Source organism: Pseudomonas multiresinivorans (assembly GCF_012971725.1).
Lineage (GTDB): Bacteria > Pseudomonadota > Gammaproteobacteria > Pseudomonadales > Pseudomonadaceae > Pseudomonas > Pseudomonas multiresinivorans.
Genome location: NZ_CP048833.1, coordinates 492485 through 518667 on the forward strand (window position 1 = coordinate 492485; position 26183 = coordinate 518667).

The 26183-nt window shown below is 65.3% G+C and carries 28 protein-coding genes; 17 read left to right on the forward strand and 11 right to left on the reverse strand.

Features of this window, described 5'->3' with window-relative positions; genetic code table 11:
- Positions 1–39: 39 nt before the first annotated feature.
- Complete coding sequence (locus G4G71_RS02300) at positions 40–1542, reverse strand: glycosyltransferase (RefSeq protein WP_169935245.1); 1503 nt, start codon at positions 1540–1542, stop codon at positions 40–42.
- A complete protein-coding gene (locus tag G4G71_RS02305; RefSeq protein ID WP_240964867.1) occupies positions 1539–3068 on the reverse strand; it encodes a glycosyltransferase in 1530 nt (509 codons plus the stop codon). Before G4G71_RS02305 ends, G4G71_RS02300 begins: the two co-directional genes overlap by 4 nt.
- Before the next feature lie 540 nt (positions 3069–3608).
- Between G4G71_RS02305 and G4G71_RS02310 the strand changes: the two genes are divergently transcribed.
- The 10 genes from G4G71_RS02310 (at position 3609) to G4G71_RS02355 (ending at position 13231) form a co-directional block, all read left to right on the forward strand.
- Positions 3609–5726, forward strand: coding sequence for a DUF6311 domain-containing protein (locus G4G71_RS02310; RefSeq protein WP_169935246.1), 2118 nt, complete (start codon positions 3609–3611; stop codon positions 5724–5726).
- A 68-nt stretch (positions 5727–5794) separates the two neighbouring features.
- Positions 5795–6763, forward strand: coding sequence for a glycosyltransferase family 2 protein (locus G4G71_RS02315; protein WP_169942477.1), 969 nt, complete (start codon positions 5795–5797; stop codon positions 6761–6763).
- 2 nt (positions 6764–6765) lie between these two features.
- The gene (locus G4G71_RS02320) at positions 6766–7185 is read left to right on the forward strand and encodes a hypothetical protein (protein ID WP_169935247.1); all 420 of its coding nucleotides are present in this window, start codon (positions 6766–6768) and stop codon (positions 7183–7185) included.
- Entirely contained in the window at positions 7182–7619 is a 438-nt protein-coding gene (locus tag G4G71_RS02325) for a GtrA family protein (protein WP_169935248.1), read from the forward strand. The genes G4G71_RS02320 and G4G71_RS02325 overlap by 4 nt, the downstream gene beginning before the upstream one ends.
- Before the next feature lie 38 nt (positions 7620–7657).
- Positions 7658–9763 (forward strand): DUF6311 domain-containing protein, encoded by a 2106-nt coding sequence (locus G4G71_RS02330; RefSeq protein WP_169935249.1) that lies wholly within the window; start codon positions 7658–7660, stop codon positions 9761–9763.
- Between the two features lie 115 nt (positions 9764–9878).
- Positions 9879–10085 carry a DUF1127 domain-containing protein gene (locus G4G71_RS02335; protein WP_169935250.1) on the forward strand — a complete coding sequence of 69 codons (207 nt, stop codon included), beginning with the start codon at positions 9879–9881 and terminating at the stop codon, positions 10083–10085.
- 92 nt (positions 10086–10177) lie between these two features.
- On the forward strand, positions 10178–10498 hold the full coding sequence (locus G4G71_RS02340) for a DUF2388 domain-containing protein (protein WP_024763706.1): 321 nt from the start codon (positions 10178–10180) through the stop codon (positions 10496–10498).
- Positions 10499–10609: 111 nt separating this feature from the next.
- Positions 10610–10903, forward strand: coding sequence for a DUF2388 domain-containing protein (locus tag G4G71_RS02345; protein ID WP_024763705.1), 294 nt, complete (start codon positions 10610–10612; stop codon positions 10901–10903).
- Positions 10904–10940: 37 nt separating this feature from the next.
- Positions 10941–11276 carry a DUF2388 domain-containing protein gene (locus G4G71_RS02350; RefSeq protein ID WP_024763704.1) on the forward strand — a complete coding sequence of 112 codons (336 nt, stop codon included), beginning with the start codon at positions 10941–10943 and terminating at the stop codon, positions 11274–11276.
- Positions 11273–13231, forward strand: a complete 1959-nt coding sequence (locus tag G4G71_RS02355; RefSeq protein ID WP_169935251.1) for a DUF7844 domain-containing protein — start codon at positions 11273–11275, stop codon at positions 13229–13231. The genes G4G71_RS02350 and G4G71_RS02355 overlap by 4 nt, the downstream gene beginning before the upstream one ends.
- A gap of 105 nt (positions 13232–13336) precedes the next feature.
- Here the strand turns inward: G4G71_RS02355 and G4G71_RS02360 are convergent, their stop codons facing one another.
- The 5 genes from G4G71_RS02360 to G4G71_RS02380 form a co-directional block, all read right to left on the reverse strand.
- Positions 13337–13738: a GFA family protein gene (locus G4G71_RS02360; protein ID WP_169935252.1), complete on the reverse strand. Its 402-nt coding sequence runs from the start codon at positions 13736–13738 to the stop codon at positions 13337–13339.
- A gap of 15 nt (positions 13739–13753) precedes the next feature.
- On the reverse strand, positions 13754–14467 hold the full coding sequence (locus G4G71_RS02365; protein WP_169935253.1) for a phytanoyl-CoA dioxygenase family protein: 714 nt from the start codon (positions 14465–14467) through the stop codon (positions 13754–13756).
- Positions 14464–15390: a LysR family transcriptional regulator gene (locus G4G71_RS02370; RefSeq protein WP_169935254.1), complete on the reverse strand. Its 927-nt coding sequence runs from the start codon at positions 15388–15390 to the stop codon at positions 14464–14466. Before G4G71_RS02370 ends, G4G71_RS02365 begins: the two co-directional genes overlap by 4 nt.
- Positions 15391–15465: 75 nt before the next feature.
- Positions 15466–16422 (reverse strand): agmatinase, encoded by a 957-nt coding sequence (gene speB, locus G4G71_RS02375; protein ID WP_169935255.1) that lies wholly within the window; start codon positions 16420–16422, stop codon positions 15466–15468.
- A 26-nt stretch (positions 16423–16448) separates the two neighbouring features.
- Positions 16449–17834: a sodium:solute symporter family protein gene (locus G4G71_RS02380; RefSeq protein WP_169935256.1), complete on the reverse strand. Its 1386-nt coding sequence runs from the start codon at positions 17832–17834 to the stop codon at positions 16449–16451.
- A 240-nt stretch (positions 17835–18074) separates the two neighbouring features.
- Here G4G71_RS02380 and G4G71_RS02385 point away from each other — a divergent pair, with 240 nt between their 5' ends.
- A complete protein-coding gene (locus G4G71_RS02385; RefSeq protein ID WP_169935257.1) occupies positions 18075–18302 on the forward strand; it encodes a CopG family ribbon-helix-helix protein in 228 nt (75 codons plus the stop codon).
- Positions 18299–18580 (forward strand): type II toxin-antitoxin system RelE/ParE family toxin, encoded by a 282-nt coding sequence (locus G4G71_RS02390; RefSeq protein WP_169935258.1) that lies wholly within the window; start codon positions 18299–18301, stop codon positions 18578–18580. The genes G4G71_RS02385 and G4G71_RS02390 overlap by 4 nt, the downstream gene beginning before the upstream one ends.
- A gap of 244 nt (positions 18581–18824) precedes the next feature.
- Here the strand turns inward: G4G71_RS02390 and G4G71_RS02395 are convergent, their stop codons facing one another.
- The gene (locus tag G4G71_RS02395) at positions 18825–19112 is read right to left on the reverse strand and encodes a DUF2218 domain-containing protein (RefSeq protein WP_169935259.1); all 288 of its coding nucleotides are present in this window, start codon (positions 19110–19112) and stop codon (positions 18825–18827) included.
- A gap of 97 nt (positions 19113–19209) precedes the next feature.
- Here G4G71_RS02395 and G4G71_RS02400 point away from each other — a divergent pair, with 97 nt between their 5' ends.
- Together G4G71_RS02400 and G4G71_RS02405 are read left to right on the forward strand one after the other, a co-directional pair.
- Complete coding sequence (locus tag G4G71_RS02400; RefSeq protein WP_169935260.1) at positions 19210–20127, forward strand: LysR family transcriptional regulator; 918 nt, start codon at positions 19210–19212, stop codon at positions 20125–20127.
- Between the two features lie 43 nt (positions 20128–20170).
- Positions 20171–20626: a GNAT family N-acetyltransferase gene (locus G4G71_RS02405; RefSeq protein ID WP_169935261.1), complete on the forward strand. Its 456-nt coding sequence runs from the start codon at positions 20171–20173 to the stop codon at positions 20624–20626.
- Position 20627: 1 nt separating this feature from the next.
- Here the strand turns inward: G4G71_RS02405 and G4G71_RS02410 are convergent, their stop codons facing one another.
- Together G4G71_RS02410 and G4G71_RS02415 are read right to left on the reverse strand one after the other, a co-directional pair.
- Positions 20628–21656 (reverse strand): helix-turn-helix domain-containing protein, encoded by a 1029-nt coding sequence (locus tag G4G71_RS02410; RefSeq protein ID WP_240964868.1) that lies wholly within the window; start codon positions 21654–21656, stop codon positions 20628–20630.
- A gap of 73 nt (positions 21657–21729) precedes the next feature.
- Complete coding sequence (locus G4G71_RS02415; RefSeq protein WP_169935262.1) at positions 21730–22680, reverse strand: alpha/beta fold hydrolase; 951 nt, start codon at positions 22678–22680, stop codon at positions 21730–21732.
- A gap of 209 nt (positions 22681–22889) precedes the next feature.
- Here G4G71_RS02415 and G4G71_RS02420 point away from each other — a divergent pair, with 209 nt between their 5' ends.
- Together G4G71_RS02420 and G4G71_RS02425 are read left to right on the forward strand one after the other, a co-directional pair.
- A complete protein-coding gene (locus G4G71_RS02420) occupies positions 22890–23816 on the forward strand; it encodes a LysR family transcriptional regulator (RefSeq protein WP_169935263.1) in 927 nt (308 codons plus the stop codon).
- 71 nt (positions 23817–23887) lie between these two features.
- Entirely contained in the window at positions 23888–24178 is a 291-nt protein-coding gene (locus G4G71_RS02425; protein ID WP_169935264.1) for a hypothetical protein, read from the forward strand.
- Between the two features lie 112 nt (positions 24179–24290).
- Here G4G71_RS02425 and G4G71_RS02430 read toward each other — a convergent pair whose 3' ends face one another.
- Positions 24291–25217, reverse strand: coding sequence for a LysR family transcriptional regulator (locus G4G71_RS02430; protein ID WP_169935265.1), 927 nt, complete (start codon positions 25215–25217; stop codon positions 24291–24293).
- Positions 25218–25313: 96 nt separating this feature from the next.
- Between G4G71_RS02430 and G4G71_RS02435 the strand changes: the two genes are divergently transcribed.
- The gene (locus G4G71_RS02435; RefSeq protein ID WP_169935266.1) at positions 25314–26162 is read left to right on the forward strand and encodes an AraC family transcriptional regulator; all 849 of its coding nucleotides are present in this window, start codon (positions 25314–25316) and stop codon (positions 26160–26162) included.
- Positions 26163–26183 lie beyond the last annotated feature (21 nt).

Sequence of the window (26183 nt, forward strand, 5' to 3'; positions counted from 1 at the left end):
GTCTGCTCCCGCAATGACTTCGTGTGTGCCGCGGCGCCCTCAGGCGCACGCCGCCAGAAACGCCTCGAGGCGGCCTCGACCGGCCTCCAGCGAGCAGTGCGTCCGCATTCTTTCTATCGCCGCATTCGACATGCGTGCGTAGCGCTCCGGTTGCTGCGTATAGCACTGGAACGCGGAACGGTAGGCCTCGACCAGCGAGGCCCAGTCGATCTGGTGGCGCAGCGTGCGATAGGCCAGGCGCGGATCGTGCGGCCAGGCAGTCGCATCCAGCCAGGTTGCCACCTCGAAGGCGACGCTCTCGTCGATGTAATCGACCATCGCTGAATGGCGCGGCGCAACCGCCGGCTTGCCGCAACTGAGGAACTCCATCAGCGGCAGGCATTGGCCCTCGCCATGGGAGGCGTTGACGATATACGCAGTGTGACGAATCAGCTCGTCGAACTCGGAACGATCCAGATAGCCGTGCAGCAGGACAACCCTGCATTCGAATGCCGGCATGCGCGCCATGCACATCAGCATGTCGTTCATGGCCGACTCGTACTCGTGATGTCCCAGCTTGAACAGGAGCGTGGCCTCCGGCTTGTCGCGGAACGCCGTGCAGAATGCCGTCAGCATGTCGACCCAGTTCTTGCGGCCGTCGTAGGGGTTGAACACCGCGGTGAAGACCACGCCGGACAGGGTCAGCCGATGCTCGCCAAACGGCAGCGCAGGCATCGCATCCTCGTCTACTGCCACATCCGGCAGGCCACCGGGTTCCACCGGGTTGGGCGGCTCCATCCGCGCAGGGGCTGGCTCGGCAGCGACTGGCGCAACCGGCGCTCGCCAGGCCAGGCGATACCACTCCACCAGATAGCGCAGCGTGATGCGTGCCAGCGACTGGCGCGCCTTGGCCTCGGGCTCGGCAACTTCGGCCTTGGCCGCGGCCACCGGCAATTCCCGCGCACGCGCACTGGCAACGGCACGGGCAACCGCATCGGCGTTGGGAATGTAGGGAGCCAGCGACAGGTCGTGGGTATCCATGACAACGCCGGAACGAACGGTCAGGGTTATCGGCTCGCTCGGCAGGCCAGCGGGCTGCTGGCGCAAGGGTGCGAACCTGTCCCACACCGGAGCGGGGATGGAAACCACCGGGAACACCGCGCCCAGTTCGGCCCGTGTGGCCTCGACGGTCAACCCGGAATGGGTGATGGCGCGCCCGCAACGCTGCAACACCGCCGCCCAGTTCTGCCGATCATCCTCCAGCCATTGCTGGTTGGGGATGGAATCGAACTCCCAGGCGAACACGGGAACGGTCGGACATTGCAGGTTCAGCGGCGTCTTGTGTGGCGGCGCGAAGCTGAGGAAAACGCACTCCTCGCCCTCTTCGCAGGCTTGCCGGTAGAGCGAATCGACTTCCTCGACCTGCTCCACCACCCTGACCTCGCCCAGACCGCGCAGCAGCGGGAGGAACTCCTTGAGCACGAAGTAGTAGCTGTAATCCGGCAGCCCCAGGCTCGCTTCGATACGCGCGCTGTTGACCTCGGAGTGAACCAGGAATCTCATTCCGCCATTCCTCCGGCGACACGGACTGGGGCAGGCACCGAGCGATCGGTATCCAGGACCTCGGCGATAAAGGCCTCCAGCGCGCCGGCCACCACCGGCAACGAGCTGAACGCCTCCATGCGCCGGCTGGCGGCGCGAGACATCTGCGTATAGAGCTGCGGCTCAGCGGTCGCCAGCGCATGGCTGCGGCGAAACGCCTGCATCAGCGACTCCCAGTTCAATCGATGCCGATGGGTGACTAGCATTCCTGTGGGGTCGTGGGGCCAGCAGGTCGGTTCCAAGGCTCCTTCGACGATGAACGCCATGCGCTCATCCAGGTAATCGGCCATCGCCGTGTGTCGTGGAGCCAGCGCCGGCTTGCCCGCACTCAGGAACTCCATCAGCGGCAGGCAGAGGCCTTCGCACGACGAGGCATTCACGTAGTAATCGGTGGCCGCGACCATGGCCTGGTACTGATCGTCCTCGAGGAAGCCATGCAGAACGACCACCCGACAGGAGAAGGGCGCCAGGCGGGAAAGCAGCGTCATCAGCACGATCCGGTAATGTTCCAGGTCGTGGTGGGTCATCTTCACCAGCAGCACCGCATCAGGCGTATCGCGGAAAGCCCAGCAGAAGGCGGTGATCAGATCGATCCAGTTCTTCCGGCCGTCGGCAGGGTTGAGGACCGTGGTGTAAACCACGCCCTGCACCTGGACGTCGCGGACGGGCAGCGCTGCCGGCACTGGCGCACTGTTCGCCACGGCGTCTACCGTGCCGAATACCTCCCGGCGCCAGCCTTCGAACAGGACCCGGCTGATTTCCAGCCGCTGCTTCCAGCGCGAAGGCGGCTTCGGGGGTTCCACGACGGCTGCCGGCTCGGGCTCCGGGGCGACGGCGCGACGCACGAGGCCATCGGCACACAGGCCCAGCAACGGGCTGTCGATGACGACGCCCGAGAATGGAATGCGCCGCTCACCCTGGGCCGGGCGAACGGGCGCGACCGCCCCCGCACCGAAGCGCTCCCAGATCGGAGCGGGAGCGGCCAGCACAGGCAGTTGCTGGTGTTGCCCAGCCACCAGCGCGGCCGCCTCGCGACTGGTCGCAATGGCACCCTGAACGCGCTCGAAGACATAGCGCCAGTCGTTGCGGGGATCTCCATCCCAGGCTGCGTCGGGCAGGCTGTCGAACTCCCAGGCGAACAGCGGAATGGTCGGACAGCGCAGGCCCAGCGGCGTCTGCTGCGGCGGACTGACACTGATGAACACCACCGGACGACCGGTCGCATGGTGCTGATCGTAGAGAGACTCGACCTCGGCGATGCTGCGCACTTCGACCACAGTGCCGATCGCCTGGAAGGCTGGCAGGAACTCCTTCAACAGGAAGTAGTAACTGTATTCCGGCTTGCCCAGCGAGCTGTGGATGGTGTCCTGGCTGATTTTCGAGCCAATGAGAATAAGCAGATCCGTCATGCGTACGCAGGCCCCGTTCCTGCGTTGTTTTTGTTTTGGAACGACCGGGCGGGCCGGTTCGTTTTTCAAGGAAGGCATGCATAGCACCAGTTCTTCGAGGCGCTGGCAAGCATCCGGATACATTGAGTGCGGCCGAGGCGACAGCGGGACTGTACAGTTGCGAAAGCCATGGAACAGACCCGGAACAAACGCCCTGTCCGTGACTGAACAGTCACCTCAGAACAGGCCCTGACGCGCGACGAACTTACCTTCTTCGCCCAGAGTTCGACGCTAGATCGCGCTCAAGCATTCCGATAGCCTAACCGGCCGTGCTTCCAGATCGGCCGAGCCCATGCGTACCCTGCAACTCCTCCTGTCGCTGCTGAGCGGTTCCCTGCCCACCCCGGCGATTAATCAGACGCGCCGCTTTCCACGTGGGATTTACCCAGCCCATCGCTCGACACCCCGGACGGCCAACACGGGTTTGTATTGCGTAGGTCTTCCTGACTGCAGAGACGGTTCATCTTCGTGGCTTGCCCTGTTGGAAGGCTCTCTCGGCGAAAAATCGAAATCCGCACTTCGCGATTCGATTGCAGGACACCAGGGAGCCATTGCCCGCCAGCCATCCGAGCGAGCAGCATGAGCCAGTTCCAGAAACTGCCTGAGCCAGCCACTCTCAGCAAAAGCGCGTGGTTCTGGAGGGAGGCGCCCAGCAGCACCGCCTATGCGGCAGCACTGCTGATGGCCTTGGCGTTGGTGCTGTACCTTTATCCGCTCTCCTTCCTGGCCGGGCATGGGCTGTTTTTCGAGGGAGGGGATGCAGCCTCCCACGTGGCAGGCTGGTTGTTCTTCGAGAAAGACGATTGGCATTTCCCGCTGCTCAAGTCCGTTCGCTTGAACGCCCCGGAAGGCACCAGCATCGCTTTCACCGATAGCATCCCGCTGCTGGCTCTGCTGCTGAAGCCTTTCCGCACTCTGCTCCCGGACGGATACCATTACTTCGGGCTCTGGCATGGCTTCAGCTATCTGCTCCAGGCTGCCGCCGCCGTGTTCCTCATCCGCTCGCTGAAAGTTCGCCATCTGCCGGGCGCACTCCTCGCAGCCGCCTTCGCGATCACCTGGCCGGCGCTGACCCATCGCCTGGGGCACACGGCCCTGATGACCCAGGGCCTGCTCCTGATAGCACTGGGTATCTACTTCCGCAGCTTCCAGACAACCTGGAGCCTGAGCAGAACCAGTATCAGCTTTATCGCACTGACCTGCGCCGCGCTGCTGATCCATCCGTATCTGCTGGCGATGATCTATCCGGTTTTCATCGCCTGCCTGTTGGCTCGGCACCAGCGATCCCGTCTGACGCTCGCTCAGGGAGCACGCTGGATCATCACCTCCCTGGCAGCACTTCTGCTGATCATGTATGCCGGCGGATACTTCATCGGCAAGGGAGCAGCGATCGGCGGCTTCGGCGTCTACTCGATGAACCTGCTATCGCCATTTTGTGGCGGACTGCTCTGTGCACCCGTGGATGCCACCGGCGGCCAGGATGAAGGCTTCAACTACCTTGGCGCTGGCATTCTGCTGCTGTTGCCCATCGCCCTGGCTCTTCAGGGCGCAGATCTGTTCAGAGCGCTGCGCAAACATTGGCCGCTGACGCTGGTCATGGCGGGTTTTCTGCTCTACGCCGCTAGCGACCGCATCTTCCTCGGCCAGCATCTCCTGCTGGACGTGCCTCTGCCCCGGCTGCTGGAAGGTGCCTTTGGCATCTTCCGCGTCAGCGGACGATTCTTCTGGCTGGTTGGCTACGGCTTACTGTTCGCCGTGCTCGCCACTTTGCTTCGTCGCCAGAGCGGCGCATTGCTGCTGATCATCGCCGCCGCCCTGGCTCTGCAGTGGTATGACACCCATCCGCTGCGCGATCGAGTGCAGTTCTTTACTCGCCTGTCCCCCACTCTGGAGCTCGTCCCCTGGCGATCAGCACTGGCCGGACTGCACAACATCGAGATCTATCCCGCCTTTGGGTGCAAGGACAACCCGACTGAAGACTACGTCCGCTACCAATACATCGCTGCCAACCTCGGCCTGACGATCAACAGCGCCTACACGGCGCGAACGGTAGTGCATTGCGACCAGAAGAATGCCTTCTCGCAAGCTCCCGCGCAGGACGGCCAGCTGTATGTGAGAGCGGGCTTCCTGCGCAACTCGCTGGACTTGCCGCCCCTGTTTCAGCAAGCGATCGCAGCAGGCGATTGCCTGCTCGACACGGTCCACCTGATCTGCGCCAAGAACCATTCCGGCGCTTCCTGGGGTGCGGTCGGATCCCCCCTGACCCTGCAGCAGCAAGAATTCTCCGCGCACTGGGAGGCCGCGCAACTGCCCTCCCTGATCGGCCAATTGCAAGGAGACCGCCTGGTACCGCGCACCCCGGGCCAGGCGGGGTACCTCAGCTACGGTCCTTACATCGACCTACCGGCCGGCGTCTACCAGCACCGCATCGACTATCTCAGCCAGGCAGACGACACCACAACCGTGGGCAGCTGGGACCTGGTTGGGCAGCAAGCCTCGGGCACCGTCGTCACCCTGGCCTCCGGGCCGCTCAAGGGGACTTCAGGCAATAGCATCGCTCTCACCGGCAGAGCCGCCCTGAACGGCCCGCTGCAGAAGGTGGAGCTGCGCCTGTTCAGCAATGGCGGCGACGTCCAGCTCGAGGCCATCTCGTTGAGCGCAGATCATCCTGCGCTCAACGTTCAACAAGACAGATAAAACATGGACAGCCAGCTTTCGAGCGGGGAGATGACAAGGTGACCAGTGAACTGCATGTGCGCCCGAGGATGGAACAGGATGGGCGAATTCAGGATGGTGCTCCCGTGCTGCTTTCGCTGGTGGTGCCCGTCTACAACGAAGTCGAGACCGTGGCCTTGTTCGTGGAGCGCGTGGAGAGCGTGTTCAACGACCCCGTGACCGTGCAGGTGGAATACATCTTCGTCAATGATGGCAGCACGGATGGGACGCTGGAAATCCTGCTCCTGCAGCAGCGCCGCCTGCCGCGCATCAGAGTGGTCGACCTGAGCAGGAACTTCGGCAAGGAGGCTGCGCTGAGCGCCGGCCTGCGCTGCGCTACCGGCCAGGTGGTGGTGCCCATCGACGTCGACCTGCAGGACCCTCCCGAACTGATCCTGGAAATGATCGAGAAGTGGCGCGAAGGCTACGAAGTCGTTCTCGGACGACGTGTCGATCGTACCTCCGACTCCTGGGCCAAGCGCGCCTCGGCCAACTGGTTCTACCGCATCCACAACAAGATCGCCGACCCGGCCATTCCGGAGAACGTCGGCGACTTCCGTCTCATGGACCGTCAGGTCGTGGATGCTCTCAACGAGTTGCCCGAGTCGCGGCGTTTCATGAAGGGACTCTTCGCCTGGGTCGGGTTCCGCACCACCTGCCTGGACTACAGCCGCCCCGAGCGCATCGCGGGGTCGAGCAAGTTCAATGGCTGGCGCCTGTGGAACTTTGCCCTCGAGGGAATTACCAGTTTTAGCACCGACCCCCTGAAGATCTGGACTTACCTCGGCATCACCGTGTCACTGGGGTCGTTCCTGTTCGCGACGCTGATCGTACTCAAGGTGGTGTTCTTCGGCATCGACGTGCCCGGCTATGCATCGATCATCGTCGCCGTTACCTTCCTGGGCGGCCTGCAGCTCATCGGCATTGGCGTTCTGGGCGAATACCTGGGGCGGACCTATCTGGAATCCAAGCGCAGACCGGTGTATCTGGTGCGGCGCATTTATGAGAGCAAGGACTGAACATGCACCTGAAGGAAACCGACATCCTCGGCGAGCGCATCGGTGAGCATGGGTATTGCCGTTCCAAACGTGCAGTGACGCAGAGGTTTCGGGGAGATATCAGGCGCGCAGTTGAACGGTTCGATGGTGACCTGGCGCTGCTGACGGATGTGCTGGAGCACGTCGATGACGACGTAGGCCATGCCGGACTACCAGTGCTGCGAAGTTCCTGTTACTTCGGTGCCGCCGCTCCCACCACCACCAGCCTGCACCCGCTCGAGCGCTGCCAGGGTAAGGCGGATCGCCAGCCACGCTTGCAACTCAAGCGCCACAGTCCGCAGGGCACTGCGCCGCTCAATAGCCTTTGCGCGCTCCGGCTGCCCGCACTTGCCAGCAACCGCTGGACGGCCCTGACGGCCCTCTGCCTGGCCAGAAAGCCGTGATCCCCAAGGAATCGGACCCCACGCCGAGCCTGCAGAGCCGCCTGTGGCGTGAGCTGCTCATCGCCGCGCGTTTCGGGATTGTCGGGATAGGCGCCACTGCACTGCACATCAGCGTGGCGTGGAGCCTGATCACCTATATGGCGACGCCGGCACTGCTCGCCAACCTGATAGCGTTCCTTTGCGCATTCGGACTTTCATTCGGCGGCAACTACCTCTGGACGTTTTCCACTCCCGGCTCTCCGGCCAAGGCAATCCGTCGTTTCTTCGTGATTTCGCTGAGCGCCTTTCTGGCCAACAGCGCGCTGCTCGCCACCATCCTGGCCAGCGGATGGCTGTCTCCGCGGCTGGCAGTCGTGGCTTCCGCGGCCGTGGTACCGGGTTTCACCTTCCTGGCCAGCCGGCTGTGGGGTTTCAGGCAGCAACACCATGAATAGCGACTCCAAAACTACAAGAACACGGAGCTTATACAGCCATGATGGCGCCGATTAACGTCCGCTCGTCGCTCTGGATTCCAGTCCTGCTGGGCACCGCATTATTCATCGCGCTAGGCGGCCTGTCAGTGTTGCCGCCCTCCAGCATCGGCTGGCTCATGCGCGGCCTGCTGGACCCACCGAGCAACCTGCTGGGCTGGGAATTCTTCCGCGAAACACCGTTTCTGCAGTTCCCGCTGGGCGCCAACCCGCGTTATGGCATGGAGATGGGCAGTTCCATCGTCTTTTCCGATTCCCTGCCGCTCTTCGCACTACCGTTCAAGGCAATGGGGCCATGGCTGCCGGACACCTTCCAGTACTTCGGCCTGTGGATGCTGCTTTGCATGGTCATGCAGGCAGTCTTCGCCTACCTGACCCTGTCGCACTTCACCCAGGACAAGCGCCTGCTCACTCTGGGCACACTCCTGCTCCTGCTGATGCCTCCCTACCTGTTACGCTTCGCCTTCCACCTGGCGCTCGGCGGGCAATGGCTGCTGCTCGGAGGTCTTTACCTCTACTTTGCGCCACGCTACCGCGCCGGCTTCTGGCTGGTGATGCTGGCACTGGCAACTCAGATCCACGCCTACCTGCTGGTGATGCTGGCGGCCATCTGGGCCGCCGATCTCCTGCAACGCCTGGCGAAACACGAGTTGAACCTGGGGCAGTGCGTAGTGCATGGAGGGGCCGGCAGCGCAATGATCCTGCTGCTCATGTGGCTACTGGGCTACTTCATGCTGGGGCCAGCACCAGTAGCACCCGGCCAGTACGGGCGAATGAACCTGTTCTCACTGGTGGACTCTCGTGGCGAGTGGTCACGGCTTCTACCGGCGCTCAAGCGACCGGACGGTATCGAAGGCTTCCTCGACCATGATGGCTTCGCCTACATGGGCGTCGGTGTCCTTACACTACTGGCATTATCCGCCGTGTTGACAGCTTTGCCGCGCACAGAAAAACGTAGCGAACGGCCGTACCTGCGATGGCCGCTCGTGCTGATGAGCGTGCTGATGGTGTCGATTTCACTGACCAACACGCTGAGTGCGGGCCCCTTTGTAGTCACCTGGGTCGAGCTGCCCGGCTGGGCAGAACGGGTCTATCAGGTGTTCCGCTCTCCCGGTCGAATGATATGGCCGGTCTTCTACCTGTTGGCCGTCGCGGCCATTGCCGTCATCTGCGTCCGTACCCGCCCCCGTACCGCCCTCCTGCTGCTGGCGGTGGCCACCTGCGTACAGCTCTACGATCTGTCCAAGGGCCTTCAAGGCATGCGCCAGTACTTCCAACAGGAAGCCGGCTGGACCAGCCCCCTGATATCCCCGATGTGGGCAAGTCTGGGCAAGCGCTACCAGCGCATCCTTTTCGCCTACCCAACCCATGTTCCGGCCGATTTCATTTCGCTATCGGACTTCGCCCTGCATCACGGCATGTCGATCAACTCAGGCAACTTTGCACGTTCCGACCTCCAGGCCCAGGCGCGCGCGCGCGCACGTCTGGCCGAACAGGTAGCCAGCGGAGATTACGATCCCGATGCAATCTACGTATTCAATGAGCCAGAGCTGTGGGATCAAGCTATCAGGACACTGAAAAATGGTGCGATCGCCGGCGAACTGGATGGCATAAAGCTGGTGATCCCGGACCTCCAAAACTGCGCCGGATGCCGCACAACGGATTTCAAGACTCTACGCTGGGGCGACTGGCCGGCCTCACGCTTGCCGACGATAATCGGTCAGTTGCGAGAAGATCGCCTGGTGGCGGCCACTGGGGCCTCGGGATACCTCAGCTATGGCCCTTATACCCGGATTCCGGCGGGCCGCTATCGATACCGGATCACCTACGCTGCTAGCGGGGAGTCGTCGCTGCGTTTAGGCACGTGGGACATCGTCAGCAATGCAACCCAGTCTGCCGCCGTGCTTGCCCAAGGAGAATTGACAGGTACCGGCGGCAAGGAACGGACGATCGAGGGTCTCATCGAGCGTGACCAGGACACTCTCGACTGTGAAATACGCACACTCAGCAATGGCAACGGAGAACTCTCGCTGATTCGCATCCAATTGCAGCCCGAAGGGACGGATCACAGTCTTGCCCAGATACAGTCCACGCAAAAAACACCCTGACAGTCACCCGCCAACCGCAACTGTTACACCAAACCAACCGCTGGCTGCGGCTAACCGGCCAGAGGGCCGCGAGTCATCCTGAGCCTCCAAGTGTTGGACCTCAGGATGACCTGCCATGGAACGCCATCTCGAAACCCAGGCGCACCGCCCCGCATCAGGAGTACGTCGCTACGCGGGATTGCTCGTGCGCGGACTCCGCCGCTGGCACCATAACGCCCGCACCCGCCGCCAGCTCGCCGAGCTGACCAGCCTGCAACTGGCGGACCTGGGCATCAGCCCCAGCGAGCGCGTGAGAGAAATCTCGAAACCGTTCTGGCGCTGAATGCTGGTGACGCCGATCAGTCTTGGCTAGTCTGACCACAGTTAGAGTGGCCGCCCCGGCCACCTCTGTTTGGTCTTATCCGGAGCCACTCCATGAAGAACAGCCTTCGCCTGATTGCCGCCGCCGCCCTGATCGGTTGCACCACCGGCGCCTTCGCCACCAGTTTCGTCTACACCACCGACCTGTCGGTGCGCGCCACCGGTGCCACCTCTGACGGCACCTCGGATATCAGCAACTCCTTCAAGGACGACAAGATCGTCCTGGAAGCCCGTGACGACGCCGCCACCTTCGTCGCCAGCCAGGGCCAGATTCGCGGTGCGCACCTGGAAGCCGCCCTCGCCCACATCCGCAGCAAGCTGCCGACCCTGGCCGCTAACGACCAGCAGCTGGCCCAGGCCATCCTGACCATCTGATCCACCGCTCGATCCCTGCCGCGCCGGGCGCTCCGCCCGGCGCTCTGCGCTGGCTCTCCACAGCGCATTCCGTTAGCCTTGTCGGCCGTGCTTTTCCGATCGTCCGAGCCCATGCGTACCCTGTTCTTCCTGCTGCCACTGCTTGCCTGTTCCCTGCCTGCCCAGGCATTCGACCAGACGACCCAGTTTCCGGTGGGGACCAGTTACGCCACCAGCCAGGTCACCAGCGCGCCCTTCGACAACAAGCTGCTGCGCGGCGCCCGCGATGACGCGGCGCTGTTCGTCGCCTCCGACGGCGCCCTGCGCGGTGCGCGCCTGGAAGCGGCCCTGCACTGGCTGCGACGGGAACACCCCGGGCTGGCGGCGAATGATCGGGAACTGGCCGAAGCCATTCTTGCCAAATAAGTTGTGAGCAGCCCTCGCTGCCCTTTCGGAGACATCCATGCGCCTCAGTTCGCTGTCCAAGAGCCCTCTGATCCTCGGTCTGCTGTTCGCCGCCTGCGCGTCCACCGCCCAGGCCCAGTCGGTGGTCCGCGTGTTCAACATCACCACCAACGCCTTCGCCCGCAGCATCGATTTCACCTCGGACACCACCACTTCCGTGCGCGACATGAAGGTCGTCCGCGAAGCCCGTGACGATGCCGCCAGCTATGTCGGCAGCGATGGCGCGATCCGGGGCGCCCAGCTCGAAGCCGCCTTCAAGGTGCTGCGCGAGCAGGTGCCGCAGGCGCGCGAAGCTTCCGACCAGGACCTGGCTGAAGCCATCCTCGCTCTGTGAGACTCCGGGCTGGCCGCTGGCTGGCGGCCCTGGCGCTGACCGTCGCCGCCAGCAGCCACGCCGCGCTCCGCCTGGAGCTGGCTGACGAAGGCCTGAACGCTGCGCAGCGCCAGGCCAGCCAGCAGTTGCTCGACGAGGCGCTGCACACCCTGCCGGACAGCTTCGTCGCACGCCTGGATCGCAAGGTCCAGGTACAGTGGCGCGACGACCTGCCCAGCAACGGCATGGGCCGCACCCTGCGCCCCGGCGCCATCGCCCTGAGTACCCGCTATCTTGGCCCACTCACCGACGGCAGTGCCGCCACCGAGCAGACCGGCCGCACCCACGGCACCCTGCGCCGGGAACTGCTGGCCACGCTGCTCCATGAGCTGACCCACCTCTATGACCGCGCCCGCCTCTGGGAAACCGACGAAGGCCGGGGGATCCGCCGCTGCACGATGCGCGACAAGAGCATCGGCCGCGTTGGCGCGCCGGATGAATGCCGTGGCCAGACCGGCCGCCGCTTCACCCTCTCGGACGACCCGCGCCTGCTCGACCTTGCCGGTTGGCCGCAGTACGCCGGCAAGCATGGCGAGCGCGAGCAACACAATCGATTCCTCCTGCGCAGCCCGGACAAATACGAGCTGACCAACCCGCGCGAGTACGTCGCGGTGAACATGGAGTACTTCCTCCTCGACCGCAGCTTCGCCTGCCGCCGCCCGGCGCTCTATCGTTACTACGCAGAGCGCTTCGGCGAGCGCCCGCATGACCAATGCTCGACCCAGTACGCCTACCTGAACGCCGGCCGCGACTTCGGCCGCCAGCCGCTGGGCTACCTCGACCCGGAGCGGGTCTACGAGGTCGACTACCTGATCGCCGAGGCCAACAACGAGATTGCCAGCCGCTGGGGCCACACCATGCTGCGCCTGGTGGTCTGTGCGCCGGGCCGCCCGCGCGGCCCGGCCTGCCGCCTGGACCTGGACCAGCACCTGGTGCTGTCCTACCGCGCCTTCGTCGGCGACCTGCAGTTGTCCAGCTGGGACGGCCTGACCGGTGCCTACCCGTCGCGCCTGTTCGTGCTGCCGCTGTCGCAAGTGATCGAGGAGTACACCAAGGTCGAGCTGCGCAGCCTCGCCTCGATCCCGCTCAGGCTCAGCCGCGATGAGGTCAACAGCCTGGTGGAGCGCTCCGCGCAGAGCCACTGGAGCTACGACGGCAACTATTATTTCCTGTCCAACAACTGCGCGGTGGAGACGCTCAAGCTGCTGCGCAGCGGTATCCAGCGCCAGAGCCTGCAGACCATGGACAGCATCACGCCCTACGGCGTGCTCGGCCTGCTGGAGAACAAGGGCATCGCCGACGCCAGCGTGCTGGAAAACCCCAAGGAAGCGCTGCGCCTGGGCTATCGTTTCGACTCCTTCCGCGATCGCTACCAGGCCATGTTCGACGTGCTGAAAAAGCGCATGACCGTCCCGCAGGACAAAGTGGAAGACTGGCTCGCCCTCCCCGCTGTCGAGCGCCGCCCGTGGTTCGACAAGGCTGACCTGCGCTCCAGCGCCGCCCTGCTGCTGCTCGAGCAGGCATCCCTGCGCCGCCAGCTGCTGCTGGCCCAGGACGAGTTGAAGCGCTTGTACCTGAGCAACCCGGATGCCATGGCGAGCAAGCCCGACCTCGCCGCCGCCGGCAAGACGCTGCAGCAGATCCTCGACGACAGCGGCTTCCTCAGCCGTCCTGCCGAACTCCTCGACGGTGGCTACGGTCTGCCCCAGGCGCCGGAGACGGCGACCCTGGAGAAGCAGACGCAGCAACGCCAGCAGCGCCTGCGCCAACTCAGCGACAACCTCGACCGCGAAGTCCGCGCCCTGCTCACCCCGGAGCGCCGCGACGAGCTGGCTGCGCTGGAAGCCAACACCAAGCAGATCGGCGCGCACCTGCGCGAGCTGCACAAGGCATCGGGCGGGCTGGAGTTGCCTTGAGCTCAATCAGACGGGCAGTTCGCGAGCAAGCTCGCTCCTACGAAGAGCAATAATGCGCTACCTGTAGGAGCGAGCTTGCTCGCGAACAAAACCGAACCGCGAACCCTAGAGCTTCTCCTCCCACTCCTCCGCCAGCTGCTCGTCCAGGTGAATCCACGGCAGCCGGCTGTTCACCCAGATATGCCGATCCGGCACCACGGTGGCGACCTCCTCCAGCGTCGCCGTGGTGATATCCAGCGTGTCCGGCGCCTGATCGGTGAACAGGGCCAGCTGGGCGCCACAGTTGCGGCAGAAGTAGCGCACGCACGGCGGTGAAGAGCGGTACTCGGCAGGCTTGCCGTGGGTCCAGCGGAAGCTCTTCAACGGCACCGTGACCCAGGTGGTGACGATGCCGCCGGTGGTGCGCCGGCAGATCGAGCAATGGCAATGGGCGACGTCCGTCAGCTCGGCATCGCACTCGTAGCGCAACTGGCCGCAATGGCAGCCGCCGGCATGTACAGCACTCATCGTTGATCCTCCCGGTCAGTCGTACTCGGCCGCGCTGTGATCGCCCAGCAGCCGGCGTTGCCGCGGTGTGCAGGCGGCGAGCACCTCAGGGTTGAACGCCCAGTCCAGGTAGGGCGAGAACTTCTGCGCGACCATGCGCCGGCCATAGTGCACCTGCAAAAGGTAGCGCGTGCGCTGGCTCGTGTTGCGGCTCCCGGCGTGCCACAGGTCGCTGCGCAACAGCAGGCAGTCGCCGGCGCGGCACAGCACCGGCTCGGCGGCCCTGCCCTTCCACGCGGACTCATCCGGCTCTGGCGCGCGGCCGGCACGGTGGCTGCCGGGAATCACCCAGGTCGGGCACAGCGCCTCGTCAATGTCGTCGAGGTAGATCTGCGCGGTACAGATGAACATCGGCACGTCGACGGCGGGCAGCGCAACAGGCAGGTAATCCTGGTGCATTTCCGCACCGATGAACCCCGGATGGCAACGCCAGGCGGTCTGGCCGATCACATGGCAGTCACCGCCCAGCGCCGCTTCGGCCAGCTCGATCAACCCCGGCGGATCGAGGTACGGCAGCCAGCGCGGCGACCGGTTGAACACACACTTGTAGTGGTCCACCAGTCCTTCGTAATCCCAGTGCAGCGGCCGCAGGCTGTCGATCAGCGAGCGCACCTCAGCGACTTGTGCTGCGTCCAGCAAGCCGCGCAGCAGGACGAAGCCGTCCTCGAACAGAGCACGCAGAGCGTTCATGCCAGCGCCACGCCGTTGCCCAACCGCGCCTGGGCGCGCTCCAGCGCAGCGAGGAAGGCCGCCAGCGCCTCGCCGGGCTCGGCCCCCTGGCGCGTGACGCAATGGAATTCCGAGACGTACGCCAGCTGCGCTGGACGAATCGCGCGCAACCGGCCGTCGGCCACCCACTCGCCCGCATAGTGGCTCGGCAGGTAGCCGATGAAGGTGCCGCTGAACACCAGGTTGGCGATGGCCTCCATGCTGTAGGCATTGGTCGCGCGGCTGAACACCAGGCCGTGGGGCCGTCGGCTTTCCGCCATGTAACCGCGTCCGGCATACTCGGCGGCGCAGATCTGCTCCAGCGTCGGTTCGTCGTCCTGGCGGGCAAAGAATGGATGCTCGCGGGCGCAGTAGAGGTTCTGCTCTTCGCGGAACAGCGGCTGGTAGCGCAGGCCGGACAAACGATGGTGAAAAGCGCCAATGGCCAGTTGCAGGCGCTCTTCCAGAACAGCGTTCTCCAGCTCGTCCGGGCGCTGCGTATGCAGGTTCAGCCGCACCCGCGGGTTGTCCTGGCGGAACAGCTGGATCGCCAGCGGCAGCGGCCAGCAGTGCTGGCCAAGCACACCGTCGACGCAGCCCAGGTGCAGGATCTCGCGATTGCGCCCGCCCAGCCCGGTGACCTGCTCGCGGAAGCGCTCGATGTCGGTGAACAGGCCGAGCGCTGCGTCGTAGAGCTCCTGGCCCTCATCGGTGAGCTGGAAGCCGCTGCTGCCGCGCCGGCAGAGCGAATAGCCCAGGCGCAGTTCGAGGTCGCGCACCAGCACGCTCAGGCGCGAAAGGCTGGTATTCAGGCGCACCTGGGCGGCGGTGAAACCGCCCGCCTCGACGATGGTGCAGAAGGTGCGCAGCAGGCGCAGATCGATATCGGAAAGATTGCCCAGCATGGGAATTCTCGCGGCGGCGGGCGCAGGCCTTTCGTTATAGCGCCGACGGCGCCGCCGCGTGAACCCCCACGACGCTCAGCGGCGAGCGGCCAGCGAATCGGCGAGCACGCAGAGCAGCTCGAACATCATGGTCGCGCCCACGAGCGCGGTCGCCCCGCCCTGGTCGAACGGTGGCGACACCTCCACCACGTCCGCGCCGATCAGGTTCAGGCCCTGCAGGCCGCGGATCAGGTGCTGCGCCTGCAGCGTGGTCATGCCGCCGATCTCCGGCGTGCCGGTGCCGGGCGCGAAGGCCGGGTCGAGCACATCGACGTCGAAGGTCACGTAGGTCGGCTCCTGCCCCACCACGCGACGCACCTCCGCCAGCGTTGCCTCGACGCCGAGGTCGGCGAACTCTTCCATGTGGATCACCCGGATGCCCTGCTCGTTGGCAAAGGCTTCATCGTCTGCATCGTAGATCGAGCCGCGGATGCCGATCTGCACAGTGCGCTTCGGATCGAGCAGCCCCTCCTCGATGGCGCGCCGGAACGGCGTGCCATGGGTGTACGGGTTGTCGCCAAAGTAACGGTCGTTGGTGTCGGAATGGGCGTCGAAGTGGACCATGCCGATGGGCCGCTCGGCCGCCAGCGCACGAAAGATCGGCAACGTCACCAGGTGATCGCCGCCCACCGACAGCGGGATCGCGCCAGCGGCATGGATACGCCGGTAAAAACCCTCGATGCGCTTGAGCGAATCGAGCAGGTCGATGGGGTTGACCGGCGCATCGCCGATGTCACCGACGCGCACCAGATCGTAGGGAGCGATGTGGCTGACGTGGTGCACCTTGCGCATCAGGCTCGACTGGTTGCGCACCTCGCGCGGGCCGTGGCGGGCGCCGGCGCGGTTGGTGGTGCCGCCGTCCCAGGGCACGCCGAGCAGCGCGATATCCACCTGCGCGGGGTCTTCGAAGATCGGCAGGCGCATGAAGCTGGGGATGCCGGCGAAGCGGGGAATCTCGGCGGCGTCCATGGGTTGCGGGAAGTCATGGGGCATGGGGTCGTCTCCTGAAGGGAAGTGGCTCAGTCGGTCTGCGCGTGCAGGCTTGTGGCCGGCGCACCCGCGAGGCTGATCACCACGAAGGTGACCAGGCTGGCGAGCAGGCCGTAGGCGATGGGGGTATTGGCGAGGATGCCGTCGATGGCCATGAACAGGATCACCACCAGGCTGCCGACGATGATGCTGGCGATCGCCCCGCGGGCCGATGCGCGGCGCCACAGCAGCGCGCCAAGGATCGGCACCAGCAGGCCGCCCACCAGCAGGTTGTAGGCAATGCTCAGGGCGCCGATGACGTCGTTCACCAGGCACGCCAGGACCAGCATCACCACGCCCATCAGCAGGGTGAACAGGCGGCTCTCACGCAGGCCATTGGGCGCACCGGGGCGCAGGAAACGTGCGTAGACGTCCTCCTGCAGCACAGTGGCGGCGGCGAGCAGGCAGCCGGAGGCGGTGGACATGATGGCCGACAGCGCTGCCGCTACCACCAGCCCGCGCACGCCCGGCTCCAGTACCTGCCGGGTGACCTCGGCGTAGGCGTTCTCCGGCACCGCCAGGTTGGGGATCAGCACGTGGGCGGCGGCGCCGATCAGCGCGCAGGCCAGGCCGTAAAGCATGCAGTAGATACCGGCGCCTAGACCGGCGTAGCGCACCACCTTCTCGCTGCGCGCAGTGAACACGCGCTGCCAGATGTCCTGGCCGATCAGGGCGCCGAAGAAGTACAGCAGGAAGTAGGTGAGGATAGTGTCAAGGCCGATGTGGCCAAGGTCGAAGAAGCCCGCCGGCAGCACCTCCTGCATCCGCGACAGGCCGCCCGCCTCGTGGATCGACATGGGCAGCAGCACGGCGAAGATGCCAAGGGTCTTGATCACGAACTGGATGATGTCGGTGAGGGTCAGCGACCACATGCCGCCAATCACCGAGTAGAAGATGACGATGCCGCCGCCGCAGAGGATCGCCGGGATGCGCGGTACATCGAAGACCACCTCGGTCACCGAGCCGATGGCGATGGTCGCGGTGACCGCCACCATCAGGTCGTAGGCGACCATCACGATGCCGCCGATCAGCCGCGAGGAAGCCTGGTAGCGCTGCTCGAGGATCTGCGTGACGGTGTAGACCTTGAGCCTGGCGATCTGCCGCGAGAACACCAGGCTGAGGACGATGATCCCCAGGCCCAGCATGAACACCAGCCACAGGCCGGACAGCCCGTAGAGATAGCCGAGCTTCACCGTACCGATGGTGGACGCGCCGCCAAGCACCACGGCGGCCATGGTGCCCAGGTACAGGCCCGGGCCGAGCCGGCGCCCGGCGACGAGGAAGTCGTTCTGGTTGCGCGCCTTGCGCATTCCGTACCAGCCCAGGGCAAGCATGCCCAGGGCGTAGACCAGCATGATCAGGTAATCGAGCAGCATCGCGGGGCTCCTGTTGTTGTTGTGTGGGCCGCCCGGCAAGCCTGATGCGCCCCGCCTCGCCAACAAATCCCCGATGCCGGAAGCCAACTTTCGCCGGCGCGAAAGTGGCGGCCTGTCCCGTGCCTGGCGCGCCCTGGCCGCGTCTGCCGAAGAAAAACCTGCTCAAGCCAAGTGCTTGATTCGTATACGTATGTTATCGTTGTAAACACTGTATACAGCGTAAACGGAGCTGTTCAAAAAGTGACCACCGTTGTTTCGTTCCGCGCCGATGACAGCCTCGTGGCGGCGCTGGACCAACTGGCCCGCGCCACCCACCGGGACCGGCCCTACCACCTGCGCCAGGCCCTGGCGCAGTACCTGGAGCGCCAGAGCTGGCACGTGGCGGCCATCGATGAAGGCGTGGCGGACGCCGATGCCGGCCACCTGCTGGAGCACGCCGCCATCGAAGCCAAGTGGGGATTGGCATGAGCCTGCAGTGGACGTACAAGGCCGCAGCCGACCTGGACGCCATCTACGACCACTACGTCGTGCTGATCGGCCCGGAGAAGGCATTGAGGGCCATCCAGGACATCGTCGAGCAGGTCAGCCCGCTGGCGAACCTGGACCTGAGCAGCAGCGGCGTGCCGAGCGAAGTCCCCGGCGTGCGCGAATTGGGTGTCGAGCGCTGGCCCTACCAGGCCGCCTTCCGGGTAAAGGGCCGCTCTGTACAGATTTTGCGCATCGACCGTGTGGATAACTCGGGGTAAAAGTGGCCACATGGTTACAAGATATTTCAAAGTATTGACTTTTCTTTTTGATCAGAAATCAATCAATCGAACGTATCTATTCCTCTTGGTCAATCTGAAATTCCAAGCGCCATACTCGAATATTCTGTGACCGGAGATCTGCATATTGGTCATAAAACTTGAGCGGCGCCTGGCTATTTCCAGGCAACAAAAAACCCGGCCTTGGCCGGGTTTTTCAGTTTTTGCGCTTTTCCGCTGGGTGATTTCAGGCGGCTTGCCAGTTCACCGGCATTTGGCCTTCTTTCCAGGCGAAACGGTCGAGGTGGCTGACTACCACGTTCTGCAGGCGCTCAAGGCCTTCGGCATCAGCGGACTCGGCTTCCATCAGCAGGGCTTGCGCGGTGGCGTGCAGGCGGCAGGTGCCGAAATCGAAGGTCAGGACGCCCCGGTCTTCGGTCAGTTCGACCGGCAGCTTGTGGGCGAAGTGGTTGCACAGGCGCTTGAGGTAGCGCGCGGCATCGAGGGTAGGGACGGTGGCACGGCTCGAAGGCATCGTTTCTCTTCTCCATTTTGGGAGATGACATCCTAGGCGCCGGCAATCAAGGGAAAAACCCGCTATTTTGCCTTTCACTCTTTAGCGGAGCTTCACAATGGACAATCTTCGCGGCATGGCGGTGTTCGCCACCGTGGTCTCGCGCGGCTCCATGGCCGCCGCGGCCGAGGCACTCGGCATGACGCCCTCGGCGGTCAGCCAGCAGATTCGCAAGCTCGAAGCCCACGCCCAGGTCACGCTGCTGCACCGCACCACCCGCAAGCTGACGCTCACCGAAGCCGGTGAGGCCTTCTATCGCAGCTGCGCACAGATGCTGGCGATTGCCGAGGAAGCCGAGCAGCGCCTGGGCGAATGGCGCGAGGCGCCGGTGGGCGAACTGCGGCTGGCGGCACCGGTGGGTTTTTCCGGCAAGTTGATCACCGAAGCGCTGCGGCCGCTGCTGGAGAACCACCGGCAACTGCGCTTGCAGCTGTTCTTCCATGACGAGCAGATCGACCTGATCGAGCAGCGCATAGACCTCGCCATCCGCGTCGGCAGCCTGTCCGATTCCAGCCTGGTGGCGCGCCATCTGGCGGAATGGAACAACGTCATCTGCGCGGCCCCGACTTACCTGCGGCGCATAACTCCCATCGACCATCCCCAGCAATTGCAGAACGTGGACTGGCTGGCGTTGAACACCGTGGCGCACCAGGCGTACCTGAACTTCAGCGGGCCGGGCGGAGAAACCTGCAAGCTGCGCCTGGAGGCGCGCGTCGCCGCCAACAGCATGATCGCCCTGCGCCAGTTCACCCTCGATGGCCTTGGCGTGTCCTGCCAGCCGGAACCCGAAGTGCGCGAGGCGCTGGAGGAGGGCAGGCTGGTGCGCCTGCTGCCGGAATGGTCACTGCCGCCGTTCGGGATCTACGCCGTCACCCCACGCCGCGACGCGCAGCCGGCCAAGGTCAAGGTCGCCATCGAAGCGCTGCGCCGGCACCTGGGCGGGTCCGCGACACTGCGCTTCCACGCGCCGGTGTGAGCCGCGTTACCATGGCCTTCTCGATGATCGGAGTGAACAGAACATGGCCCTGAACTGGACCTGCAAGCACCACCTCGACCTGACCAAGGAAGAGCTCTACGCCATCCTGCAACTGCGCACCGAAGTCTTCGTGGTGGAGCAGAAATGCCCGTACCAGGAAGTCGATGGCCTCGACCTGGTCGGCGACACCTGCCACCTGATGGTGGAGCAGGATGGCCAGCTGATCGGCTACCTGCGCCTGCTCGATCCGCAACGCCATGACGGCGACGTGGTGATCGGCCGCGTGGTGATCGCGCCGGCCGGGCGCGGCACCGGTCTTGGCCACCAGCTGATGGAGCAGGCACTGCAGGCCATTGCCCAGCGCTGGGCCGGCCTGCCGATCTACCTCTCGGCCCAGGCGCACCTGCAGGGCTACTACGGCCGCTACGGCTTCGCGCCGGTGACCGAGGTCTATCTGGAAGACGACATCCCGCACATCGGCATGCGCCGCACCGCCTGACTCAGCGGGGCAGGGCGTCGCGCCAGGCACCAGGACTGGTGCCGTACCAACGGCTGAAGGCGCGGGAAAAGCTCTGCAAGTCACCATAGCCGAGCTGGTCAGTGATCTGCGCCAGTGACAGCTGCGGATCCTCCAGCAGGTCCAGCGCGCGAAAGCGCCGTTGCTCGTCCAGCAGTTCGCTGTAGCGCCAGCCGTGGCTGAGCAATCGCCGCGCGGCGGTGCGCTCGGTCAGATGGCGGAGCTCGCAGAATGCCTGGAAGCTCGCGCCCTGGGGCAGTTCGCGGGCAATGTAGTCGGCGGCCACGTCCAGCAGGGTTCGCTGGGTCTGGCTGCGTGCCTGGTCGAGCAGGCCGACCAGGGTGGCCTCCAGTTCGGCGTTGGGCGGTGACAGGGGGCGGCGATACAGCTCCGGCGCCAAATGCAGCACCACCGACGCGGAGCGCCAGCGCAAGGGCACGCGCAGTGCCTGTTGGTAGACGTGGGGATTGGCCGGCTCGACGCCGGGCAAGTCGATGGCCAGCAACGGATCGAGTGGAATGCCACTGGCCGACAGCTTGCGCCGCAACAGGCTGCAGATGCCCACCACGGTGTATTCGCTGCTCTGCCGCCCCGACAGCAGCGCACCCTGTTCGCTGAGCACCAGGGCGATCTGCCCGCGATCCTCGCGCAACTCGGCGCGCAGCGAGCCGTTGAAATACGGGAAGTACTCGCAGAAGTAGGCGCAGGCCGACTCCAGGGTCGGCGCCACGTCGAACAGATAAGTCAGGCCGTTGGTCAGGGTCGAGGCGAAGCGCTTGCCCGCCAGCAGGCCGATGGCCGATTCGCCGCTGGCCGCTTCTGCCTGGTCCCAGAAGCGCCGCGAGAGGAACAACGGCACCCGCACCAGCGGCGTGCGCAGCTCCAGCAGCGTGCGGCGGAAGCTCGCCTCCAGCTCATCGCCCGGCACACCGCGCGCCAACAGCTCCTCGATGGCCGGCAGCAGGGTCGGCGCGTAGAAGGCGTTGGACAGGTCGGCGGGACGGGGGCTCATGGGCTCGGCAGCTCGGGATGGCGGCGCGACCGACCTTACGCATTGCGCCCGACGCCCACAAGCACCGACGGGTTCAGGTCGGGTAATGGCGCGTGAAGAAGTCCAGCAGGTAGGCATTCACCTTTTGCGGCTGCTGGTTCTGTATCCAGTGCCCGCAGTCCGCCAGCACATGCTGTTCGAGGTTAGGCACATGCTCGGGCATGCGCTGCACGGTGTAAGCCTCGAAGCGCCCAACCGGGTCGCGGTCGCCGATCAGGAACAGTGTCGGCTGCTGCACCTTGCGCCCGGCCAGCGGCTCGGTGCGCTGCCAGCTGCGCTCGAAGTTGCGGTACCAGTTCAGCGCGCCGTGGAAGCCGTGGCCCTGGAAGGTTCGCACGTAGTACTGGAAGTCCTCGGCACTGCACCAGCTCGGGTGTTCCGGCGGTGTTGGCAGGCCGTCGAACAGGCGCCCATCGGGGGACTGGTCGGGCGCCAGGCGCACGTTGTCACCGAGGAAGTGCCGCAGGCTGATGGCGACGTCCGCGTCCAGCTCGGCCTCGGCGCGCCCCGGCTGCTGGAAATAGAGGATGTAGAAGAACTTGCCGGCGAACACCTCGCGCATGATCTCCACGGCGGGGCGCTTGGCGCGGCCGGCGAAGGGAACCGACAGCGTGGCCAGCACGTCGACGCGCTGCGGCTCCAGCAGCGCCAGGTGCCACGCCACCGGGGCCCCCCAGTCGTGGCCGACCATCGCTACGCGCTCGTGGCCGAGGGCATCCATAGCCCCCTGGATGTCTGCACACAGGGTCAGTACGTCGTAGGCATCCACCACGTCGGGCGCGCTGGTCTGGCCGTAGCCGCGCATCTCCGGCACGAACACGCGGTAGCCCGCGGCAGCGAGCACGCGCATCTGGTGCTGCCAGGAGTGCCAGCACTCGGGGAAGCCGTGCAGCAGCCATACCGGCTTGCCACTCAGCGGGCCGCAGCTGTAGAGGCTGAGCTGGATGCCGTTGACCGCCAGCAGCTGGTGTTCGAACTCGTTCATGGCCGGGCTCCCGCGAAGGGTGATGACACTGGGAGAACCACTATGCCAAGCAGCGCGCAAATCGCCGAAGCGCATTCATCGGCCGAATGCCGGCACCGCGCTCATCGGCGCAGCGCACGGATGATCGAAAATTGTCCTGCAGGGCTGGCGGCGCGGGGCAGGGCGCTCACTAGCATCCACCGCTCGCTTTCGCGCCCAACGCGGTACCCATGCTCGACCTACGCCAACTGGACCTCAACCTGCTGCTGGCCTTCGACGCCATCTACCACCAGCGCAGCATCACCCGAGCCGCCGAGGTGATGAACCTCACCCAGCCGGCGATGAGCAACGCGCTGCGCCGCCTGCGCCTGCTCTGCGCGGACCCGCTGTTCGTCAAGACGCACCTGGGCGTGGCGCCGACGCTGGTGGCGCACCGGCTCTCCGGACACGTCCGCGACGCCCTCGACAGCCTGCGTGACGCCCTGCACCACACACCCGCAGCGCTGGCCACAACGCCCACGCGCAGCCTGCGCCTGAGCTGCCCGGACGCTTTCCAGCCGCTGCTGCTCGACGCGTTGTGCGAGCAGCCGGAGCGGGACTGGCAGGTGCGCTATTACCAGACGCGTCGCCGCGAAGCGTTGCAGGAGCTGGCCACCGGCAAGCTCGACCTGCTGATCGACATCGACCAGCCGATTTCCCAGCAGAGCGGCCTGCGCAAGCTCCCCCTGCTCAGCGACCACTATGTGTTCGCCTATGGCGCGGCCTTGCAGCAGGCGCCGCGCACGCTGGAGGAGTACCTGCGGGTACCGCAGATCCAGGTGTCGCAGCGCCGCGATGGGCTTGCGCCGGTAGACCTGGAGCTGGGCCTGCGCGGCCAGCGCCGGACCATCGCCGTGAGTGTGCAGAGCGCACTGGCCGCGCGCCTGATCGCCGACCGCCAGCCCTTCGGCTTGACCCTGCCCAGCCGCGTCGCCCAGCTGTTGGGGCTGCAGCAGAGCCCGCTGCCGATGGAGCAGCCGCTGAGCCTGGAGTTGTGTCTCTATGTGGAAAGCCGCTACCGCTTCGAACACGCGATGGAGCGGGCGCTGGCCTGTATCCAGCAGGCGTTCGCCGGCCTGCAGAAACAGCCACAGCGACGCATCGCGCTAGAGCGCTAGTCGAGCGTTCCCAGGCATGCGGCCGGTGGATAAGCTTGCGGCCAACGGATGCCATCGACAGCGGGAACCCCATGAAGCGAACCCCTACCGCCAGCCTGTGCCCCGAACTCGACGCGATCCTTCGCGCGGAGCTGAGTGCCGGCAACCAATTGGGCGAAGGACCGGTGCGCACGGATTGGCCGCAGCCCGGTTCGATCTACGCCGCGTTGCGCGACAGCCTCCGCGTTCCACTGGGCGAGTTGACCGGGCCGGTGAAGCATTCGATCTGCCGCGATCCTCATTATGGCTGGCATGACGAGTGTTTCTGCGAACGGCATGGCGACCTGCTGGTGGCCGGCAGCACGCAACGTCAGCAGGCGTAGGAGCGGACTCCGTCCGCGATATGCAACAGGTCAACTCGGTGCAACCGGCCATCGATCGCGGACAGAGTCCGCTCCTGCACAGAGATCGGCGCCGCTGCGCAGCTGTGCCCCGTCAACCCGCATGACCTCCACGCGGCAAGCGCCGATCGGCCGCGAAGATCGCCTCGATCATCGCCTGCGCCGCCGGCGACAAGCCGTAGCCCGCGCGGCTGACGATGCCGTAGTGCAGGCGCAGCTCGGGGCGGTCCTGGGGCACGTCGACGATCTGCAGGATCGCCACCTCGCCACGCTGCACCGGATCGTGCAGGGCCTCCACCGCGGCGAGGCCCACCGCATCGGAACGCGCGACGATATGCAGGATCGCGGCGAACTGCGCGCACTCGACGTTCATGTGGAAATCACGCTCGCCGAGCACCTCGGCCAACACTTTGCGCAGCGGCGGCGGAATGCGCGTACCGACGCGCGGGTAATCGAGCAGGGCGGCCAGGCGCAGCGTGCCCTGTTCGGTCAGCGGGTGCCCCGGCCGGCAGAAGAAGCGCCCCGGGCGCAGGTCCATCCAGCGCACCTGGTAGTCGGGGTCGCCGGCGAAATTGCGCGCATCGCCGATGAAGAATTCCACCTGCTCTTCCTTGAGCAACTGGGCCATCTGCTCCCAGTCGCCCATCAGAAAGCCGACGTCGATGGCCGGGTGTGCGCGGATGAAATCCGCCATCGCCTCGGGCACCAGCAGCTGGGCGGGGTAGGGACCGCAGCCGAAGCGAAGTTCGCCGGCATTGAGGCCGTTGTACTGCTCCAGTTCGTTGCGCAGCGAACGGGTGCCGCTGAGCAGGCGACGGGCGTGCTGCAACACCAGTTGGCCCTGGCCGGTGAGGCGGAAGTCGCGGCTCTGGCGGTCCACCAGCTCGCAGTCGAGATCGCGCTCCAGGGTCTGGATGCTGCGGCTCAGCGCCGACTGGCTGAGGCCGATGGCATCGGCGGCGCGCTGGTAGTTCTGGAAGTCGGCGAGGGCGGCCAGGTGGCGAAGCTGTCGGAGTTCCATCATGCATCCTGCGCATTAAAGTGTTGAGTCGAATGAATTTGATGGATAACAGAGCGAGCTGATCTAGTAAACCGGTCACCGAACCGGTCCGCCACCATGTCGCCTCTGCTCTTCGCTTCCAGTGCCTTCGCCAGCACCATCCTGCTGCACGCCGCCCGGCTCGGGCTCAGCGCCGTCGACCTGCGTCTGCGCGCCGGCATTGCCGAAGCTTTGCTGGAAGACCACCGCGGGCGCATTCCAGCGCTGCAGGTGGAGCAGCTGTGGCGCGAGTGCGAGCTGGCCAGCGGCAATCCGCACTTCGGCTGCGAGATGGTCAACGGCATGGCGACCCATTGCTTGCAGGGGCTGAACATACTGCTGGATTCCGCGCCGGACCTGGGCACCAGCCTGCGCGCGTTCTGCGAGCACGTGCCGTCGGTGACCAATTGCGTGGACGCGCGGTTGGAGTTCGATGGCGAGAACACTCGCCTGGTCCTCGATCCGGTCACCCAGGACCTGCATCACTTCGGCCTCGACGCCGCCGTGCTCACCTTGATCCGCAATATCTCGCGGCGAATCGGCCGCTCGCCGCAGGGCGTGTTCAACGCCGTGGGGATCGGCCCGCGGCAGCGCTGCGAGGAAATGCTGACGCTCTGGAACGTGCCTTGGCAGGTCACGCCGACGCCATTCCTGCAACTGCCCACTGCGCTGCTGGGCACGCCGCTGCCGGGTGCCAACGAGTTCCTCTACCAGAGCCTGCACCGGCAATGGTGCGGCGCCGCGCAGACCGGGGAGGGCGATGGCCTGAGCCTGGCGCGCATCTGGCTGCGTTCGTCCGACCAGCCCATCGAGCGCATCGCCGAACGCATCGGTTACCGCCAGAGCGGCAACTTCATTCGCGCCTTCCGCAAGCGCTTCGGCATCACGCCCAAGCAGTTCCGTCTGGGCCAGTCGATCGGCGCATGATCGAAATTTGTCGCTCCCGGC

Bases quoted from the DNA above. Each gene is read 5' to 3' on its own strand.
- G4G71_RS02300 (WP_169935245.1), bottom strand. From the start codon at position 1,542: ATGAGATTCCTGGTTCACTCCGAGGTCAACAGCGCGCGTATCGAAGCG.
- G4G71_RS02305 (WP_240964867.1), bottom strand. From the start codon at position 3,068: ATGCCTTCCTTGAAAAACGAACCGGCCCGCCCGGTCGTTCCAAAACAA.
- G4G71_RS02310 (WP_169935246.1), top strand. From the start codon at position 3,609: ATGAGCCAGTTCCAGAAACTGCCTGAGCCAGCCACTCTCAGCAAAAGC.
- G4G71_RS02315 (WP_169942477.1), top strand. From the start codon at position 5,795: ATGGAACAGGATGGGCGAATTCAGGATGGTGCTCCCGTGCTGCTTTCG.
- G4G71_RS02320 (WP_169935247.1), top strand. From the start codon at position 6,766: ATGCACCTGAAGGAAACCGACATCCTCGGCGAGCGCATCGGTGAGCAT.
- G4G71_RS02330 (WP_169935249.1), top strand. From the start codon at position 7,658: ATGATGGCGCCGATTAACGTCCGCTCGTCGCTCTGGATTCCAGTCCTG.
- G4G71_RS02335 (WP_169935250.1), top strand. From the start codon at position 9,879: ATGGAACGCCATCTCGAAACCCAGGCGCACCGCCCCGCATCAGGAGTA.
- G4G71_RS02340 (WP_024763706.1), top strand. From the start codon at position 10,178: ATGAAGAACAGCCTTCGCCTGATTGCCGCCGCCGCCCTGATCGGTTGC.
- G4G71_RS02345 (WP_024763705.1), top strand. From the start codon at position 10,610: ATGCGTACCCTGTTCTTCCTGCTGCCACTGCTTGCCTGTTCCCTGCCT.
- G4G71_RS02350 (WP_024763704.1), top strand. From the start codon at position 10,941: ATGCGCCTCAGTTCGCTGTCCAAGAGCCCTCTGATCCTCGGTCTGCTG.
- G4G71_RS02360 (WP_169935252.1), bottom strand. From the start codon at position 13,738: ATGAGTGCTGTACATGCCGGCGGCTGCCATTGCGGCCAGTTGCGCTAC.
- G4G71_RS02365 (WP_169935253.1), bottom strand. From the start codon at position 14,467: ATGAACGCTCTGCGTGCTCTGTTCGAGGACGGCTTCGTCCTGCTGCGC.
- G4G71_RS02370 (WP_169935254.1), bottom strand. From the start codon at position 15,390: ATGCTGGGCAATCTTTCCGATATCGATCTGCGCCTGCTGCGCACCTTC.
- speB (WP_169935255.1), bottom strand. From the start codon at position 16,422: ATGCCCCATGACTTCCCGCAACCCATGGACGCCGCCGAGATTCCCCGC.
- G4G71_RS02380 (WP_169935256.1), bottom strand. From the start codon at position 17,834: ATGCTGCTCGATTACCTGATCATGCTGGTCTACGCCCTGGGCATGCTT.
- G4G71_RS02390 (WP_169935258.1), top strand. From the start codon at position 18,299: ATGAGCCTGCAGTGGACGTACAAGGCCGCAGCCGACCTGGACGCCATC.
- G4G71_RS02395 (WP_169935259.1), bottom strand. From the start codon at position 19,112: ATGCCTTCGAGCCGTGCCACCGTCCCTACCCTCGATGCCGCGCGCTAC.
- G4G71_RS02400 (WP_169935260.1), top strand. From the start codon at position 19,210: ATGGACAATCTTCGCGGCATGGCGGTGTTCGCCACCGTGGTCTCGCGC.
- G4G71_RS02405 (WP_169935261.1), top strand. From the start codon at position 20,171: ATGGCCCTGAACTGGACCTGCAAGCACCACCTCGACCTGACCAAGGAA.
- G4G71_RS02410 (WP_240964868.1), bottom strand. From the start codon at position 21,656: ATGAGCCCCCGTCCCGCCGACCTGTCCAACGCCTTCTACGCGCCGACC.
- G4G71_RS02415 (WP_169935262.1), bottom strand. From the start codon at position 22,680: ATGAACGAGTTCGAACACCAGCTGCTGGCGGTCAACGGCATCCAGCTC.
- G4G71_RS02420 (WP_169935263.1), top strand. From the start codon at position 22,890: ATGCTCGACCTACGCCAACTGGACCTCAACCTGCTGCTGGCCTTCGAC.
- G4G71_RS02425 (WP_169935264.1), top strand. From the start codon at position 23,888: ATGAAGCGAACCCCTACCGCCAGCCTGTGCCCCGAACTCGACGCGATC.
- G4G71_RS02430 (WP_169935265.1), bottom strand. From the start codon at position 25,217: ATGGAACTCCGACAGCTTCGCCACCTGGCCGCCCTCGCCGACTTCCAG.
- G4G71_RS02435 (WP_169935266.1), top strand. From the start codon at position 25,314: ATGTCGCCTCTGCTCTTCGCTTCCAGTGCCTTCGCCAGCACCATCCTG.